The 16,316-nt window shown below is 69.3% G+C and carries 15 protein-coding genes; 3 read left to right on the top strand and 12 right to left on the bottom strand.

Annotation, left to right across the window (positions count from 1 at the left end):
- Window positions 1-227 precede the first annotated feature (227 nt).
- Window positions 228-3,854, top strand: a complete 3,627-nt coding sequence (locus BX283_RS23575) for a ricin-type beta-trefoil lectin domain protein (protein ID WP_143676449.1) — start codon at window positions 228-230, stop codon at window positions 3,852-3,854.
- A gap of 64 nt (window positions 3,855-3,918) precedes the next feature.
- On the opposite strand, the gene BX283_RS23570 is transcribed toward BX283_RS23575, so the two are convergent.
- From BX283_RS23570 to BX283_RS23560, 3 genes are all read right to left on the bottom strand, one after another.
- Window positions 3,919-4,215, bottom strand: a complete 297-nt coding sequence (locus BX283_RS23570; protein WP_101389509.1) for a DUF4229 domain-containing protein — start codon at window positions 4,213-4,215, stop codon at window positions 3,919-3,921.
- 97 nt (window positions 4,216-4,312) lie between these two features.
- On the bottom strand, window positions 4,313-5,491 hold the full coding sequence (mqnE, locus tag BX283_RS23565; protein WP_101389508.1) for an aminofutalosine synthase MqnE: 1,179 nt from the start codon (window positions 5,489-5,491) through the stop codon (window positions 4,313-4,315).
- 54 nt (window positions 5,492-5,545) lie between these two features.
- Entirely contained in the window at window positions 5,546-5,995 is a 450-nt protein-coding gene (locus BX283_RS23560) for an Lrp/AsnC family transcriptional regulator (RefSeq protein ID WP_067160265.1), read from the bottom strand.
- A gap of 144 nt (window positions 5,996-6,139) precedes the next feature.
- On the opposite strand from BX283_RS23560, the gene BX283_RS41680 reads away from it, so the two are divergent.
- Complete coding sequence (locus BX283_RS41680) at window positions 6,140-6,265, top strand: hypothetical protein (protein WP_257584470.1); 126 nt, start codon at window positions 6,140-6,142, stop codon at window positions 6,263-6,265.
- On the opposite strand, the gene BX283_RS23555 is transcribed toward BX283_RS41680, so the two are convergent.
- From BX283_RS23555 to BX283_RS23545, 3 genes are read right to left on the bottom strand one after another with little or no spacing between them, the layout of a single operon-like run.
- The gene (locus BX283_RS23555; protein WP_257583667.1) at window positions 6,262-6,957 is read right to left on the bottom strand and encodes a UbiX family flavin prenyltransferase; all 696 of its coding nucleotides are present in this window, start codon (window positions 6,955-6,957) and stop codon (window positions 6,262-6,264) included. The two genes, BX283_RS41680 and BX283_RS23555, sit on opposite strands and share 4 nt — an antisense overlap.
- 38 nt (window positions 6,958-6,995) lie before the next feature.
- The gene (gene mqnP / locus BX283_RS23550) at window positions 6,996-7,898 is read right to left on the bottom strand and encodes a menaquinone biosynthesis prenyltransferase MqnP (RefSeq protein WP_101389507.1); all 903 of its coding nucleotides are present in this window, start codon (window positions 7,896-7,898) and stop codon (window positions 6,996-6,998) included.
- Complete coding sequence (locus BX283_RS23545; RefSeq protein WP_101389506.1) at window positions 7,895-9,349, bottom strand: menaquinone biosynthesis decarboxylase; 1,455 nt, start codon at window positions 9,347-9,349, stop codon at window positions 7,895-7,897. The genes mqnP and BX283_RS23545 overlap by 4 nt, the downstream gene beginning before the upstream one ends.
- Window positions 9,350-9,438: 89 nt before the next feature.
- Between BX283_RS23545 and BX283_RS23540 the strand changes: the two genes are divergently transcribed.
- Window positions 9,439-9,714, top strand: coding sequence for a PLD nuclease N-terminal domain-containing protein (locus BX283_RS23540; protein WP_101389505.1), 276 nt, complete (start codon window positions 9,439-9,441; stop codon window positions 9,712-9,714).
- A 245-nt stretch (window positions 9,715-9,959) separates the two neighbouring features.
- On the opposite strand, the gene BX283_RS23535 is transcribed toward BX283_RS23540, so the two are convergent.
- From BX283_RS23535 to BX283_RS23510, 6 genes are all read right to left on the bottom strand, one after another.
- Window positions 9,960-10,460: an SRPBCC domain-containing protein gene (locus BX283_RS23535; RefSeq protein WP_101389504.1), complete on the bottom strand. Its 501-nt coding sequence runs from the start codon at window positions 10,458-10,460 to the stop codon at window positions 9,960-9,962.
- Window positions 10,461-10,500: 40 nt separating this feature from the next.
- Window positions 10,501-11,595 (bottom strand): c-type cytochrome biogenesis protein CcsB, encoded by a 1,095-nt coding sequence (gene ccsB / locus BX283_RS23530; protein WP_101389503.1) that lies wholly within the window; start codon window positions 11,593-11,595, stop codon window positions 10,501-10,503.
- Window positions 11,592-13,364: a cytochrome c biogenesis protein ResB gene (locus BX283_RS23525; protein ID WP_101389502.1), complete on the bottom strand. Its 1,773-nt coding sequence runs from the start codon at window positions 13,362-13,364 to the stop codon at window positions 11,592-11,594. The genes ccsB and BX283_RS23525 overlap by 4 nt, the downstream gene beginning before the upstream one ends.
- Window positions 13,365-13,366: 2 nt before the next feature.
- Window positions 13,367-14,167, bottom strand: a complete 801-nt coding sequence (locus BX283_RS23520) for a cytochrome c biogenesis CcdA family protein (protein WP_373979283.1) — start codon at window positions 14,165-14,167, stop codon at window positions 13,367-13,369.
- Window positions 14,168-14,171: 4 nt separating this feature from the next.
- Window positions 14,172-14,780, bottom strand: a complete 609-nt coding sequence (locus BX283_RS23515; protein WP_101389501.1) for a TlpA disulfide reductase family protein — start codon at window positions 14,778-14,780, stop codon at window positions 14,172-14,174.
- Window positions 14,781-14,899: 119 nt separating this feature from the next.
- The gene (locus BX283_RS23510) at window positions 14,900-16,132 is read right to left on the bottom strand and encodes a hypothetical protein (protein ID WP_101392536.1); all 1,233 of its coding nucleotides are present in this window, start codon (window positions 16,130-16,132) and stop codon (window positions 14,900-14,902) included.
- Window positions 16,133-16,316 lie beyond the last annotated feature (184 nt).

The following is a 16,316-nucleotide window of genomic DNA, read 5'->3' as shown; positions in this document are numbered from 1 at the left end:
GGGGGAACTTAACACCAAGGAATTTACGGGCGGAAGAACAATTCACTCTGCGAACACCGCAGTTGGGAGGGGATATAACGAGAGGAGAACGATCGCCGAACCATACACACGCAAAGGCGCAGCCAAGGGTGCGAAGGGGCCAGTTCGGACCTTATTCCGGCGTTACGCTCCCGCTCTGCAAGCAGCATTAACTGATATGAGGGTGGGGACTGGTGAGGGGACATCACATGCGCCGGGGCAGACGCCTGCCGGCCGCGCTGATGGCAGCCGCGCTCGGCGCGGGCGGCCTTGCTCAACTGGCCGCAGCACACACGGCCTTTGCGGACGAGATCGCCGACGGCGGTACGCAGAGCCGGACAAGTGCACATGGAACCAAGAATTCCGTGGCCGGAACTGGCAATTCCGGAACCATCACTTCCGGAAGCACCACTTCCGGAGCCGGCACTTCCGGAACTGAGAATTCCCGTACGGGTGAGGCGCAGGCCCTCGCGCAGGCGAAGCGGTCCGGCCGCCAGGTCGAGATCCTGGACCGCCGCGACGAGATGACGCAGGTGCTGGCCAACCCGGACGGGTCGCTCACCATGCGCCAGTACGTACGCCCCGCCTTCGCCCGCGTCGGCGGCGTCTGGCGCACGGCCGACGCCACGCTGAAGCAGGGCGCCGACGGCCGGCTCTCCCCGGCCGCCGCCACCTTCGGCATCTCCTTCTCCGGCGGCGGCACCGGCCCGCTCGCCACCCTGACGAAGAACGGCGGGACCCTCTCGGTCTCCTGGCCGGACGCGCTGCCGCAACCCCGCGTCGAGGGCGACACGGCCCTCTACCCCGAGGTGCTGCCCGGCGTCGACCTCACCCTGCGCGCCGACACCGACGGCTTCGCCCAGCACCTGGTCGTCAAGACCCGCGAAGCGGCGGACAATCCGCGCCTGGCCGAGCTGTCGCTCGCGCTGCACACGGCGGGCGCCGCCCTGAAGGCGGACGCCAAGGGCAATCTGACGGCCACCGACACCCGCACCGGCGCCCGGCTGTTCAGCGCCCCCGCGCCGGCCATGTGGGACTCCTCGCACCTGCCCCGGCAGGCGGCGGCCCAGCTGGTGCGCGGCGCCCGCCCGACCGCCGCCGAGACCGCGCCGCCCAAGCTGGTGGCGATGGGCACGAAGGTCACCGGCGACCGGCTGCGGATCACCCCGGACGCGGCGATGCTGAAGGACCCGAAGACGGTCTTCCCGGTCGTCATCGACCCGATCTTCTCCGGTGGCGGCCGCAACAACTGGGCCATGGCGTACAAGCAGTCGGGCAACTCCTCGATCGCCAACACCGCGTACTGGAACGGCGGCACGTTCAGCGACAAGCTCGCCCGGGTCGGCCACGAGACGTCGACCAACGGCACCGCCCGCTCGTACTTCCAGCTGAACACCAAGGGCCTGGCCGGTTCGAAGATCATCTCGGCCAAGTTCAACGTCTTCAACAGCTACTCGTGGTCGTGCACCAAGACCCCGGTGGAGCTCGGTCTGACCGGCCCCATCTCCTCCGCCACCACCTGGAACAACCAGCCCGCCTGGAAGCAGACCCTCCAGGAGAAGACGTTCGCGCACGGCTGGTCCTCGACCTCGTGCGCCGCCGCCGGCGAGGACTTCGACGCCGACACCATCAAGACCGCGGTGCAGGCGGTCGCGGACGCCGGCGACAACGACATGACGCTGGGCCTGCGCTCGCGCGCGGACTTCGAGGGCAACGAGCAGAGCTGGAAGAAGTTCCAGAACGACCCGAGCCTGGAGATCACGTACAACACCGCGCCGAAGGTCGACTCCTCGGCCGCCTACCAGGGCTCCTGGGCGCCCGGCGCGAGCGGGCTCGTGCAGGTGGCCTGCGCCACCGACCCGGCCGCGTTCCCGGTCGTCGGCAACACCGGCCTCACCCTCACCGCGAAGATCTCCGACCCGGAGGGCGGCCAGCTCACCGGCGCCTTCCAGCTCAAGGACTACGACACGGGCGCGGTGGTCGCCTCCCCCACCTCGACCGTGGCCGCGGGCGGCACCGCCCAGGCCCGGATCGACGGCTCACTGCTCACCACCGGCAAGCGCTACACCTGGTCCGTCCAGTCCCGTGACGGCCTGGACACCTCGGCGTGGACCACGGCCTGCGGCTTCGGCGTCGACAAGGACGCGCCCGCCAAGCCCACCGTGACCGCCACCGACGGCCACGCCCTGGACGTGGCCGAGGTGCCCGCGCGCACCGACCGTACGGTCAGGTTCGCCTCCACCGACGCCGGCGGCGGCAGTGGTGTCGACGGATTCTGCTACGCGCTCAACCAGCCGCTGTCCGTCTCGAACCTCAAGTGCCCGGGCGGTACGTATGTGAAGGCGGCCGCCGACGGCACCGCCACGGTGACCGTCAGGCCCGGCCTGTGGCCCAGCAACCGGCTGCACGTGGAGGCGTACGACAAGGCGGGCAACACCTCGGCGTACGGCGGCGGTTCCGCGCCGTCCGACACCACGCTGATCGCCACCGACCGCCCCGTGTACGTCCACGACGCCGCCGGGCGGGTCCAGGGCGACCTGCCGGGCGACCTCGACGGCGACGGGCAGATCGACCTGCTGGCCACCGCATCCGACGGCACCCTGCGGCTGCTCGGCGGCAAGGGCGACGGCACCCTGAAGGCGCCGCGCACCCTCGCATCGGGCGGCTGGAACGGCGCGCGCATCGCGCACCGGGGCGACTTCATCGCCGCCACCGACGGCCAGACGATGGACGGGTACGAGGACTTCTTCGTCAAGGTCGGCAACAAGCTCTACCTCTACCCCGGTGACGGCAACGGGATGCCGCTCACCACCCAGCGCAAGGAGCTGCTGCGCCCCACCGGCAAGGACAACGGCCCGCTGACCGGCCCCGGCGGCCTCTGCCTGGACGTGAAGTCGGCGAACACCGCCAACGGCACCCCGCTCCAGATCTACACCTGCAACGCCACCACCGCGCAGGACTTCCAGCTCACCGGCGGCGCCCTGAAGGTGCTCGGCAAGTGCGCGGCGGCCGCGGGCACGGACCTGGCCTCGCCCGTCCAGCTGGCGGACTGCGACGGCAGCCCGGCCCAGCAGTGGCTCGACCGCGGTGACGGCTCCCTGCTCAACCAGGGCTCGGGCCGCTGCCTGGACACGGCGGGCGGCGCGGTCGTCAAGAGCACGCCCGTGCAGGTCCTCAACTGCGACGGCGACGCGACCCAGGACTGGGCCGTCCCGGGCACCTGGGCGGGCACCGGCCAGATCCTCACCCCGCGCGACGCCGACGGCATGCCCGGCGCCGACCTGATCGTCCAGGAGGGCGAGGGGATGTGGCTGTACTCCGGCACGGCCGAGGGCCCGCTCGCGGCGGAGCCCGGCTCGTACAAGCTGCTCCCGGCCAAGCAGTTCGGCTTCACGTCCTGGGACCGCTTCGACCTCACCGCGCCCGGTGACGTCAACGGCGACGGCATCCCCGACCTGCTCGGCCGCCACGTCACCACGGACACGGCGAGCGCCGACTACGGCAAGCTGTACCTGTACCCGGGCACCCGCACCACGGACACCTCGGGCAACACGACGTACGGCATCGGCACCCGTACCACCTACGGGTCGAGCGCCTGGCAGTCGACGAACATCCCGTTCTTCGCGAGCGCGGGCAACGCCCAGGGCACGGTCGTCGACACCGGCACGTATCTGAAGTTCGTCCCCACCGCGGGCCAGGAGGCCCCGGACCTCTGGGCGGTCTTCAAGGCGGCCCCGGGCGGTCTGCGCTTCTACCCGGGCACGGCGACGACGCACGGCACGGCGGTGGTCGTGGGGGACGCGGCGCTGGTGCAGGACCTGGTGGGGCTGTTCTAGGCCTGTTCGTACGTGACTGTGCCCGCCCCCGATCCATCGGGGGCGGGCACAGTCACGTCAGCGGTTACTGGACCGCGCCGTCTTCCTGGCTGCGGTTCGCCTCCAGGCGGGCCTTCGCCGACTCGACCTTGGTGACGATCTGCGCGGACATCTCGTCGCGCTGCTTGCGCAGCAGGACGAAGCTCAGCGGCGCGGACAGGACCAGCGCCAGCAGGACGACCCAGATCGCGTTGGCGTCCCCGAGGCCCGCGGGCATGACCCCGACGTGGACCAGCAGGGCGACGAACACCAGGCAGCCGACGAAGACGGCGACGCGCATCGCGGTGTACCGGACGGCTGCGCTCGGCTTGGCGATGTTCACGGCTGACCTTCTCTCTCGTACGGCGACCCTGCCCGACCAGTGAAGCACGCCCGTTATTGGATCAATTCAGGGGGATCGGCCCCGCGGGCGACGCTCCTCAGAGCCGCATCGCCTGCGGCGACTCGCGCAGGGCCGGGTCCGGTCCTTCGTACTCGCGGATGATCTCGTAGCGGGTGTTGCGCTCCACCGGGCGGAACCCGGCCTCGCGGATCAGGTCGAGGAGGTCGTCGCGGGTCAGCTTGTTGGGCGTACCGTAGTTGTCCGCGTCGTGCGTGATCTTGTACTCGACGACCGAGCCGTCCATGTCGTCCGCGCCGAACTGGAGCGCGAGCTGAGTGGTCTGCACGCCGTGCATCACCCAGAAGCACTTCACGTGCGGCACGTTGTCGAACAGCAGCCGGGAGACCGCGAAGGTCTTCAGGGCCTCGGCGCCGGTCGCCATCGTGGTGCGCGCCTGGAGCTTGTTGCGGATCTTGCCGTCCTGCATGTCCACGAAGTCGTGCTGGTAGCGCAGCGGGATGAAGACCTGGAAGCCGCCGGTCTCGTCCTGGAGCTCACGCAGCCGCAGCACGTGGTCGACGCGGTGACGGGGCTCCTCGATGTGCCCGTACAGCATCGTCGAGGGCGTCTTGAGGCCCTTCTCGTGGGCGAGGCGGTGGATCCGCGACCAGTCTTCCCAGTGCGTGCGGTGGTCCACGATGTGCTGGCGGACCTCCCAGTCGAAGATCTCCGCGCCGCCGCCGGTGAGCGATTCGAGGCCCGCGTCGATGAGCTCGTCGAGGATCTCGCTCGCGCTCAGCCCCGAGATCGTCTCGAAGTGGTGGATCTCCGTCGCCGTGAACGCCTTGAGGCCGACGTTCGGCAGCGCCTCCTTGAGGGCCTTGAGCGAGCGCGGGTAGTAGCGCCAGGGCAGCGACGGGTGGAGCCCGTTGACGATGTGCAGCTCGGTGAGGTTCTCGCTCTCCATCGCCTTGGCGAGCTTGACCGCCTCCTCGATGCGCATCGTGTACGCGTCCTTCTCGCCCGGCTTGCGCTGGAACGAGCAGTACGCGCAGGACGCGGTGCACACGTTCGTCATGTTGAGGTGCCGGTTGACGTTGAAGTGGACGACGTCACCGTTCTTGCGGGTGCGCACCTCGTGCGCGAGGCCGCCCAGCCAGGCCAGGTCGTCCGACTCGTAGAGTGCGATGCCGTCCTCGCGGGACAGCCGCTCACCGGCCCGGACCTTCGCCTCCAGCTCGCGCTTGAAGCCCACATCGGCGATGGACGCGGTCATGCGGCGGCCTCCCAAATATCTCCGTACACAGCCTCGCCCACGTTACGCCCCCACTTACTCGGGCAATTCGCCGACCCGGTTCTCCCACTTGGTGGACAGCACGATCGTCGTCCGGGTGCGCGAGACGCCCTTGGTGGAGCCCAGGCGCCGGATGGTCTTCTCCAGCCCGTCGACGTCCGAGGCGCGGATCTTGAGCATGTACGAGTCGTCGCCGGCGATGAACCAGCAGTCCTCGATCTCCTCCAGGTCGCGCAGCCTGCGGGCGACGTCCTCGTGGTCGGCGGCGTCGGAGAGCGAGATGCCGATGAGGGCGGTCACGCCGAGGCCGAGCGAGGCGGCGTTGACGGTGGCGCGGTAGCCGGTGATCACCCCGGCCGCCTCAAGACGGTTGATGCGGTCGGTGACGCTGGGCCCGGAGAGACCGACGAGCCGGCCGAGCTCGGCGTACGAGGCCCTGCCGTTCTCCCGCAGGGCCTGGATGAGCTGCCTGTCCACGGCGTCCATATGCCTGAAGCCTTCCATTGTTCAGCAATACCGCGAGTTTAGGTGTAGAATCTAAGGTACACAGGGTCGAGGCCCTGCGAATCATTCAGCTGCTTGCATCATTTTCCAGCAGATCAAAGACGATCTTTCAGGAGTGTCGACACCGTGTACACGATCGAGATGGCCTACGCCCGTATGCGCGAGCTTCAGGACCTGGCCAACCGCTCGCGTGCCCACCAGCCCACCGCGACGCAGCGCCGCGCCCTCAAGCGCGCCGCCAAGAAGCGCTAACCGGGTCGAGAGCCTCCCCCGAGCTCTCCCTCCCACCGGCGGTACAGACTGTGCGGCACACCGGCCGCGTCCAGCACCCGCCCGGCGACGAAGTCCACCAGATCCTGGATGTGCGTCGCCCCCGCGTAGAACGCCGGAGAGGCGGGCAGCACCACGGCGCCCGCCTCGTCCAGCGTCACCAGATGCCTGAGCGTCTGACCGTTGAGCGGTGTCTCCCTGACCGCCACCACCAGCTTCCGCCGCTCCTTGAGCGTCACGCTCGCGGCCCGCTGCAACAGGTCCTTCGAAAGCCCCAGCGCCACCCCGGCCACACAGGCCGTGCTGGCGGGCACGATCAGCATCCCCTTGACCGGGTACGACCCGGACGACGGCCCGGCGCCGAGATCCCCGGCGCTCCAGTGCCGTACCCGCGCCACGTCCACCTCGAAGGTGCCCGGCTTCCCGTCCGCCCCCCGCGCCAGCCACTGCGCGAGGTCCTCGCGCCAGTGCGCGTCGCGGAAGGCGATCCCGGTCTCGTCGAGCAGCGTCAGCCGCGAGGCCCGCGAGACCACCAGGTCCACGCTCTCGCCCGCGTCCAGCAACCCCCGCAGCACGGCCGCCGCGTACGGCGTCCCGGACGCACCGGAGACCCCGACGACCCAGGGCGTGCGCGGCGCCGCCTCTCGCTGACTGTGTACGTTCACCTGCTCCACGTGTCCGAGCCTATCCGGCCATCCGGGGGCGGGAACGGTCACACCGAGAGCCCGCGCACCAGCAGGTCGAGGAGCGCGCAGACGAAGAGCGAGATCCCGATGAACCCGTTCGTGGTGAAGAACGCGCGGTTCAACCTGGACAGGTCGTGCGGCTTGACGATCGTGTGCTCGTAGACGAACGCCACCGCCACGACCACGAGCCCGGTCCAGAAGAACGCCCCGGCCTCGGTCGCCAGCGCGTACCAGACGAGCAGCGCCGTGGTGACGACATGACAGGCGCGCGCCCCGTACAGCGCGGCCGGGACGCCGAAGCGGGCCGGTACCGACTTCACGCCATGGGCGCGGTCGGCCTGGACGTCCTGGCTGCCGAAGATCAGATCGAACCCGCCGATCCAGACGCCGACGGCGAGCCCGAGGATCACCGCGTCCCCGGACCACTCGCCGGTGACGGCGAGCCAGGCGCCGACCGGGCCCATCGCCTGCGCGAGACCGAGGATCGCGTGCGGGAAGTTGGTGAACCGCTTCCCGTACGGATAGACGACCATCGGGATCACGGCGATCGGCGCGAGCGCCAGGCACAGCGGGTTGAGCAGGGCGGCCGCGCCGAGGAAGACGACGACGGCGACGAGCGCGCCGGTCCAGGCCGAGCGCACGCTCACCGCGCCGGTGACCAGCTCGCGGGAGGCGGTGCGCGGATTGCGGGCGTCGATCTCGCGGTCGATGATCCGGTTGCAGGCCATCGCGAACGTCCGCAGACCCACCATGGCGATCGTGACCAGGAGTAGCTTGCCCCAGTGGATCTCCTCGTCCAGCTGGAACATCGCGGTGAGGGCGGCGATGTAGGCGAAGGGCAGCGCGAAGACCGAGTGCTCGATCATGACCAGACGAAGGAACGCCCTGGTCCGTCCGGGCTGCGGAACTGCTGCGGCTGAGGCGCTCACTTGAGGCCGTACTCCTTCCAGCGGCGGTCGACCTTCGCCGCCGTGTCCGGGTCCGACTCGACCATGTGCGGCCAGCCGCCGTCCCGGGTGTAGCCCTCCTCGGGCCACTTCGCGGTCGCGTCGATCCCCGCCTTGCCGCCCCAGAACTGCTGGTACGAGGCGTGGTCGAGGTGGTCGACCGGGCCCTCGACGACGGTGAGGTCACGGGCGTAGTCGGTGTTGCCGAGGGCCCGCCAGGAGACCTCGTGCAGGTTGTGCACATCGCAGTCGGCGTCGACGACCACGATGAGCTTGGTGAGCGACATCATGTGCGCTCCCCAGATCGCGTGCATCACCTTCTGCGCGTGCTTGGGGTACTTCTTCTCGATCGAGACGATCGCGCAGTTGTGGAAGCCTCCGGACTCCGGCAGGTGGTAGTCGACGATGTCCGGCACGATCACCTTGAGCAGCGGCAGGAAGAACCGCTCGGTGGCGCGCCCCAGCGGCCCGTCCTCGGTCGGGGGCCGCCCCACGACGATGGACTGGAGCAGCGGACGCTTGCGCATGGTCACACAGTCGATGGTGAGCGCCGGGAACGGCTCCTGCGGCGTGTAGAAGCCCGTGTGGTCGCCGAACGGCCCCTCGGGCAGCATCTCGCCCGGCTCCAGCCACCCCTCGATGACGACCTCGGCGTGCGCCGGCACCTGGAGCGGCACGGTCTTGCAGTCGACCATCTCGACGCGCTTGCCCTGGATGAACCCGGCGAGCATGTACTCGTCCATGTCGCCGGGCAGCGGCGCGGTGGAGGCGTACGTGACGGCGGGCGGGCAGCCGAAGGCGATGGCGACGGGCAGCCGCTCGCCCTTCTTGGCCGCCACGGCGTAGTGGTTGCGGCTGTCCTTGTGGATCTGCCAGTGCATGCCGATGGTGCGCTTGTCGTGGCGCTGGAGCCGGTAGAGCCCGAGGTTGCGCACGCCGGTCTCGGGGTGCTTGGTGTGGGTCAGCCCGAGGTTGAAGAAGGACCCGCCGTCCTCCGGCCAGGTGAACAGGGCGGGCAGCTGCTCCAGGTCGACGTCGTCGCCGGTGAGGACGACCTCCTGGACGGGCGCGTCCTTCACCTTCTTCGGCGGGACGTGGACCATCGAGCCGAGCTTGCCGAAGGCCTCCCGGACGCCGACGAAGCCGTGCGGGAGCTCGGGCTTGAGCAGCCCGCCGATCTTCTCGCTGATCTCCTCGTACGACTTCAGCCCGAGGGACTTGAGGAGGCGGCGGTCGGTGCCGTACACGTTCATGGCCAAGGGCATCGCGGATCCCTTGACGTTCTCGAAGAGGAGCGCGGGGCCGCCGGCCTTGTTGACGCGGTCGACGATCTCCCCGACCTCCAGGTACGGGTCGACTTCGGCCTTGATGCGGATGAGGTCGCCCTCACGCTCCAGCGCCCTCAGGAGCGAGCGAAGATCGTCGTAAGCCATGGGGTCAAGTATCGGGCACCGGTTACCCTGGGCCCGTCACCGGGGCCGCCGGACGCCCCGCCGCCGTTCCCTGGGGGGACCACCCGAACATGCTCAGGTATCTGCCGTTCCTGCTGGTCCTGGCGCTGTGGATCTACGCGTTCATCGACTGTCTGAACACGCCGGAGGAGGAGGTGCGGGGCCTTCCCAAGGTGGTGTGGGTCATCGTGATCCTGCTCTTCGGCGAAGTGCTGATCGGCCCGGTCGCCTGGCTCTTCGCGGGCCGCCCGCGCCGCGCCCCGGCCCAGTCCTGGACGGCCCCGGACGACAACCCGGAATTCCTGGCCAGCCTGAAGAGGCCGCCGAAGGACGACCCGCAGGCGTAACGGCTTTTGAGCCCCCACCCCGCCCCTTCCCGAAAGCCCTCTGGCGGGCGGCCGGGGGCTGCGCCCCTGGAGCGTGTTCGTCTGCGGACCGTAGATGGCTGAGCGCGCAGTTCCCCGCGCCCCTTGAGTGCCGCTGCGCGGCAATCCCCTGGGCGCCCCGCAGGGGCGCATCTCAGGGGCGCGGGGAACTGCGCGAGCAACCGACCACCGGGCCGCAGGCAAACACGGGGCCCGGGGCGCAGCCCCTAGCGCCCCGCGTACGCGGCCCGCAGCGCCTGCCAGCGCCCCGCCGACCACGTCGACCAGTCCTTCGGACGGCCCGACAGCGCGTCGACGAGGAAGTCGAAGTGGTCGTGCCAGCCCGCCAGGCAGTCCAGGCGCAGCGCGTCGTCCCCGGGGAACTCGTTCGTGAAGCGCAGCACCGTCGCCGACGGAGCCACGGACTCCAGGTGGAAGCGGATCCGGCCGTGGAGGTCGACCGAGTACTCGGCCACCGTCTCCGGCGCCCACGCCGTGACGTGCCCCGAGTGCACCCCCTCCGGCCCCGCGTTGAGCCAGCGCAGCGTCACCGCGCCGCCGAGACGGGGCTCCAGCACATCCGCCGCGCAGAGCCAGCCGCGCAGGCCCTCGGGGGTGGCGACGGCCGCCCAGACCCGCTCCTGCGGGTGCGGCAGGTGGAGCTCGTAGCGGAGGAGCCAGGCGCCGTCGTGGATCTCACTGGTGCCATGAGGGATCACATCCGTCATGGCACCAGTGTCACCCGAACAGACGCACGCCGCCCGTCGGCTACACCCCCGCGTACGAGTGCTTGCCGTTCACGAAGATGTTGACGCCGTAGTAGTTGAAGAGCCAGCAACCGAACGCCAGCAGCGCCAGCGTCGCGGCCTTGCGGCCCTTCCAGCCCGCCGTGGCGCGCGCGTGCAGATAGCAGGCGTACGCGACCCACGTGATGAAGGACCAGACCTCCTTGGGGTCCCAGCCCCAGTAGCGGCCCCACGCGTCGCCCGCCCAGATCGCGCCCGCGATGATCGTGAACGTCCACAGCGGGAAGACCGCCGCGTTGACCCGGTACGCGAACTTGTCCAGGGACGCCGCGGCCGGCAGCCGCTCCAGGACCGAGGTGGCGAAGGAGCCCGGCTTGCCGCCCTCCGCGAGCTTCGCCTCGTACCGGTCCCGGAAGAGGTACAGGATCGTGGCGACGGCGCCCACGTAGAAGACCGCGCCGCAGAAGATCGCGGTGGAGACGTGGATCCACAGCCAGTACGAGTGCAGGGCGGGAACCAACTGGTCGCTGGCGGTGTACAAGACAGTGACAGCGAGGCCGAGGTCGAGGAGGACCGAGGTGACCAGCGGAAGGCCCAGCCAGCGCACGTTCTTCTTCAGCGCGAGCAGCGCGACGTACACACCGACGGCGACGGTGGAGAAGGTGAGGTTGAACTCGTACATGTTGCCCCACGGCGCCCGCTGCACGGACAGCGCGCGGGTGAGCACACCGGAGAACTCGACGAGGAACGCGAGCACGGTGAAGGACACGGCGATACGGCCGTAGAGGTCGCCCTTCACATCGCCGCCCGCCGCGCCCGGCCCGTCGGGCACGTCGCGGTTGCCGGACGAGGAGCGGGTGACGACCTTGGGCCGTTCCAGGACCGCGGTGCCGCCGCCCTTCGTGGCGACCTGCACCTTCACCGTGCCCGAGTCCGCCGCCGAGGAGGAGGCGTCGGCGGTGAGCGCGGCCGCCGTGCGGGCGACCTTGCTGCGGCTGCCGAGGATCCACTCCGCCATGTGCGCGAAGAAGGCCAGCAGATAGACCGCCATCGCCGAATAGATCAGGTAGTTACTGGTGTGCGCCAGGCTCTCGTTGGTTGTGGCGGCGAGGATCACTTCTCGGCCCCTTCAGCTTCGGCTTCAGCTTCGGCAGGTTCTGCCACCTGGTCCTTGGCGGGCTCAGGTGCGGGATCAGGCGCGGTCGGCGCCTCTGGAATGAGCGTGACCGCGAGATCGGCCAGCTCCTCGGGGAGCTTCGCGGACTCGCTCCGCCCAAGCCCCGCCATCTCGACGACGGTGACGCCGTCCTTACCGGGTACGGCGCGGACCCACACCCGGCGCCGCTGGATGAACAGCGACCCGGCCAGGCCCGCGATCGCCAGGACCGAGCCGGTCAGGGCGAGGTTGTTGCCGGGCTGCTGGGAGATCTGGAAGCTCGCCCACTGCTTGATGTCCTTGTCGAAGGTGATCGACCCGGCGCCCTCCGGAAGCGTCAGCGTCTCGCCGGGCAGCAGGGTCTTCTTGAGGACCTTGCCCTGGTCGTCCTTGAAGGGCTTCATCTTGTCGGTGTCGAGCTGGTACACGTTCTGCGGCAGCCCGGAGTTGACCCCGAGGCTTCCGTGGTACGCGCCGACGTTGAGGACGGGGAAGTCCAGCGCCGGGAACTGGGAGAACATCGTCCCGTTGCCCTTGCCGCCGTAGGTCGGCACGAAGAACGCGGCGAAGCCCAGCTGGTCCCACTTGCCCTTGGCGTCGGTGTAGCCGTCGTACACCTTGATCGCGCCGCTGGAGGAGATGTTGTTGTCGATGGGCAGCAGCGGCACGGCGCCGTGGAAGACGACCTTGCCGCGGCCGTCCTTGACGGTGACGGTCGGCGCGTAGCCGTGGGCCAGCAGGTAGACCTTGGAGCCGTCGACCACCAGCGGCTTGTTGACCTCGATGGCCTTCTTCTGCGGCTTGCCGTCGGCGCCCTCGGAGTAGGTGACGTGCGCCACGAACTCGCGGGCGGTGCCGAGGTTGGGCCCGCTGCGCTCGTACGTGGCGTCGAAGCGGTCGAGGGTGAAGCTGAACGGCGCGAGGTCGTCCGTCTTGAACAGCGAGCCGGACTTGAAGTCGTCGTACTGGGTGAGCGTGTTGGAGAACCCGTCGCCCTGGACGATCAGCTTGCCGCCCTCGGACTTGAAGAGCTGGCCGACGGCGAACGCCACCAGGATGAGGATCAGCGAGACGTGGAAGATCAGGTTCCCGGCCTCGCGGAGGTAGCCCTTCTCCGCGGCGACCGCGTCCCCCACGACGTGCGTACGGAAGCGGCGCTTCTTCAGCATCGCGGCCGCGGCCGCGCGCACCTGCTCCGGATCGGCCTCGGTGCGCCAGGTGGTGTACGCGGGCAGCCGGGTCAGCATCCGGGGCGCGCCCGGCGGGCGGCCGCGCAGCTGGCCGACGAACTGCCAGGTGCGCGGGACGATGCAGCCGATGAGGGAGACGAACAGCAGGATGTAGATCGCGGAGAACCACACCGAGCTGTAGACGTGGAACATGCCGAGCTTCTCGTAGATCGGCGAGATCGTGTCGTGCCGCTTCTGGAAGTCGGCGACCTTCAGCTCGTCCACATTGGTCTGCGGGATCAGCGAGCCGGGGATCGAGCCGAGGGAGAGCAGCAGCAGCAGGACGAGGGCGACCCGCATCGAGGTCAGCTGGCGCCAGAACCAGCGCGCCCAGCCGAGCACACCGATGCCGACCGGGCCGTTGGACAGGTCCTCGGCCGGGGCCGTGGAAAGCTGCGACCCGGCCGCGCCGAGCTCGCGCTCGTCGGCGGCCCGTTCGGCCCCGCCCGCTTCCGCCACGGTTCGCGGCGCCTCTTCCGGGGCCGCTTCGGTCTTGCTCATGTTCAGACACCCACCTGGAAGCCGTTGGACCACACCTGCACCTGCTGGATGAGCTCCGCCCAGGCCCCGGTGAGCAGCAGCAGACCGGTCGCGATCATCATCACGCCTCCGGTGCGCATCACCCACGCGTAGTGCCGCTTCACCCAGCCGAAGGCGCCGAGGGCCTTGCGGAAGGCGACCGCCGCCAGCACGAACGGCAGTCCGAGACCGACGCAGTACGCGACGGTCAGTATGGCGCCGCGGCCCGCGCTCGCCTGGTCCATCGCCAGCACGTTCACCGAGGTGAGCGTCGGCCCCAGGCACGGCGTCCAGCCGACGCCGAAGAGGGCGCCCAGTATCGGCGCCCCCGCGAGCCCGGTCACCGGCCGCTTGTGGAACCGGAACTCGCGCTGGGTGAGCCAGGGCATCAGGCCCATGAAGAAGACGCCCATCAGGATCATCAGCACGCCGAGGATCTTGGAGAGCGTGTCGTTGTGGTCCTGGAGCGTCTGGCCGAAGAAGCCGAACAGGGCCCCGCCGGAGACGAAGACGGCGGTGAACCCGAGGACGAAGAGACTGGCCCCGGCGACCATCCGGCCGCGCTTGGCCTCCGCCAGATCGGTGCCGGTGACACCCGTCACGTAACTGAGGTAGCCGGGCACCAGCGGCAGGACGCAGGGCGAGAAGAACGAGATCAGCCCGCCGAGCACGGCCACCGGCAGCGCGACGAGCAGGGCCCCGCTCAGGACCGTGTCGTTCACGCCGGGCGTCGCCTGGGCGGCGAGTGTCGACTGCGCGGCGAGTACGGTCAGGGACGCGTCCACGGAATCACTTCTCCGCGATCAGCGGGTCGATCATCTGGTGGAGCTTCTTGTCGTCGAGCGCCATCAGCGCCCGGGCCGCGATCTTTCCGTCCTTGTCGAGCACGATCGTCGACGGAATGGCCTGCGGATTCAGGCTTCCCTTGGGGAAGCGGAGAATCAGCTTGCCGATCGGGTCGTACAGACTCGGATAGTCCGCCTCGAATTGCTTCTCGAACGCGACGGCCGGGCCCTTGTCCGTGTCGCGGGTATTGATTCCCACGAACTCGACGCCCTGCGAGCGGGTTTCCTTGGCGACCTTGCTGAGATAGGGCGCCTCGGCCCGGCAGGGCGCGCACCACGAGCCCCACACATTCAGCACGACGACCTTGCCCTTGAGATCGGCGACGTCGAGCTGCTTGCCGTCGACGGTTTCACCGGAGAGCTTGGGCGCGGCGTGCCGGCCGCCCTTGGCGACGGTGGAGATGCCGCCGGTTCCGGTGACGAACTTGGTGTCGCCCGATCCGCCGGACGTGCCACCGGAGCCGCACGAGGTGAGGGTCAGCGCACCGGTGGCCGCGACTGCCGTGACCAGCAGGAAGGCGCGGCGACGGGGAAGGGCAGGACTCACGGACATGTGAAAAGTTTCGCATGACCGTTTGGGGGATCTTGGGCACCCCCCTGAGTGCCCGTAAAGACCCTTGTCAAGGCCGCCTAAAGAGCCGCGCCGCGCACCCGTAGTGCCTGCTCCGCGCCTCACGCCTGCTGAAGGAACGTGTTCCAGCCACCGGTGGGCTTCTGGCCGACCCCCAGCGTACGCAGCTTCGCGAGGACCTTCGGGTCCTGGACGTCGAGCCAGTCGCAGTACTGCCGGAAGGAGACCAGGCGTACGTCCTTCTTGCCCGCCATCCCCTTGAGCGCCTCCTCGACGGCGTCCATGTAGATGCCGCCGTTCCACTGCTCGAAGTGGTTGCCGATGTAGAAGGGCGCGCGATTCGTCTCGTAGGCGCGCTTGAATCCCTGGAGATACGCCTCGGTGGCCTGCTTGCGCCAGCCCGGGTAGTTCGCCGGCGGCGCCTTGGTCGAATTCTTCGACTGATTGGCGAGGATGTTGTAGTCCATCGAGAGGACCTGGAAGGAGTGCCCCGGGAAGGGGATCTGCTGGAGCGGCAGGTCCCACAGGCCGTGGCGCTTGACCGGCCAGACCTGCGTGCCGCCGGGCGAGGAGGCGTCGTAGCGCCAGCCGAGCTTCTGCGCGGTCGGCAGCAGGTTGTCCTGGCCGCGCAGACACGGGGTGCGGCCGCCGATGAGCTCGCGCTTGTAGTCGAACGGGAGCGGGTCCTCGTCGGTCCAGCCGGTGTTCGTCTTCCAGTTGGTGACGAACGACATCGCCTGGTCGATCTCGCTCTGCCACTGGGCCGGGGTCCAGTTGGCGACGTCGCCACGGCCGGAGCAGAAGTGGCCGTTGAAGTGGGTGCCTATCTCGTGGCCCTCGTTCCAGGCCCGGCGCACGTTGGTCAGGGTCGCCTTGACGTGGTCGTCGGTGAGGTAGCCGATGTCCGAGGCGCCGACCTTGTTGTTCGGCGGGTGGTAGAGCCGCTTCTTCGACTCGGGCAGCAGATAGAGCCCGGAGAGGAAGAAGGTCATCGAGGCGCCGTGGTCCTTGGCGAGGTCCAGGAAGCGCGGGAAGAGGCCGTTGCCGACCTCGCCGGCGCCGTCCCAGGAGAAGACCACGAACTGCGGCGGGGTCTGGCCGGGTTCGAGGGGGACGGGCTTGGCGGGCTGGTGCGGCTGCTTGCCGGTGTCGGCGGTGGAGCCGTCACCGATGAGCTTGGCGTCCGCCTTCTTGCCGGAGCCCTGGGCTCCCTTGTCGCTGCCGGTACCGGTCTTGCCGCCGTCCGAGTCACCGCCACCGCAACCGGCCACACCGACCGCGGCGGCCGCCCCCAGTCCCAGCCCGAGCATTCCCCTTCGACTGATCCCACGCATACCGTTCGTCCCCATCGCATCGTCGTCCCCGGTGTCCACACCGGCCACAGCCCTGTGGACATCAGATGAGATGCCTGTGGGGACGCGATGGTTCCGTACAGTCGCACAAAACTTCGCAAATCGTACGGATCGTCAGTTCTGTTGTACGCAGGGCGACGAGGGGGTCGCGGGGTGCAGGCAATGA

Origin of the sequence: Streptomyces sp. TLI_146 (assembly GCF_002846415.1) — a bacterium.
In the GTDB taxonomy this organism is placed as follows: domain Bacteria; phylum Actinomycetota; class Actinomycetes; order Streptomycetales; family Streptomycetaceae; genus Streptomyces.
This window is presented reverse-complemented; position numbering and strand designations above follow the sequence as displayed.

Excerpts from the sequence above, each read along its gene's own strand:
- BX283_RS23575 (WP_143676449.1), top strand. The coding sequence starts at position 228 with ATGCGCCGGGGCAGACGCCTGCCGGCCGCGCTGATGGCAGCCGCGCTC.
- BX283_RS23510 (WP_101392536.1), bottom strand. The coding sequence starts at position 16,132 with ATGCGTGGGATCAGTCGAAGGGGAATGCTCGGGCTGGGACTGGGGGCG.
- BX283_RS23545 (WP_101389506.1), bottom strand. The coding sequence starts at position 9,349 with ATGGCTTACGACGATCTTCGCTCGCTCCTGAGGGCGCTGGAGCGTGAG.
- BX283_RS23540 (WP_101389505.1), top strand. The coding sequence starts at position 9,439 with ATGCTCAGGTATCTGCCGTTCCTGCTGGTCCTGGCGCTGTGGATCTAC.
- BX283_RS23515 (WP_101389501.1), bottom strand. The coding sequence starts at position 14,780 with ATGTCCGTGAGTCCTGCCCTTCCCCGTCGCCGCGCCTTCCTGCTGGTC.
- BX283_RS23525 (WP_101389502.1), bottom strand. The coding sequence starts at position 13,364 with ATGAGCAAGACCGAAGCGGCCCCGGAAGAGGCGCCGCGAACCGTGGCG.
- BX283_RS23560 (WP_067160265.1), bottom strand. The coding sequence starts at position 5,995 with ATGGACGCCGTGGACAGGCAGCTCATCCAGGCCCTGCGGGAGAACGGC.
- mqnE (WP_101389508.1), bottom strand. The coding sequence starts at position 5,491 with ATGACCGCGTCCATCGCCGATGTGGGCTTCAAGCGCGAGCTGGAGGCG.
- BX283_RS23535 (WP_101389504.1), bottom strand. The coding sequence starts at position 10,460 with ATGACGGATGTGATCCCTCATGGCACCAGTGAGATCCACGACGGCGCC.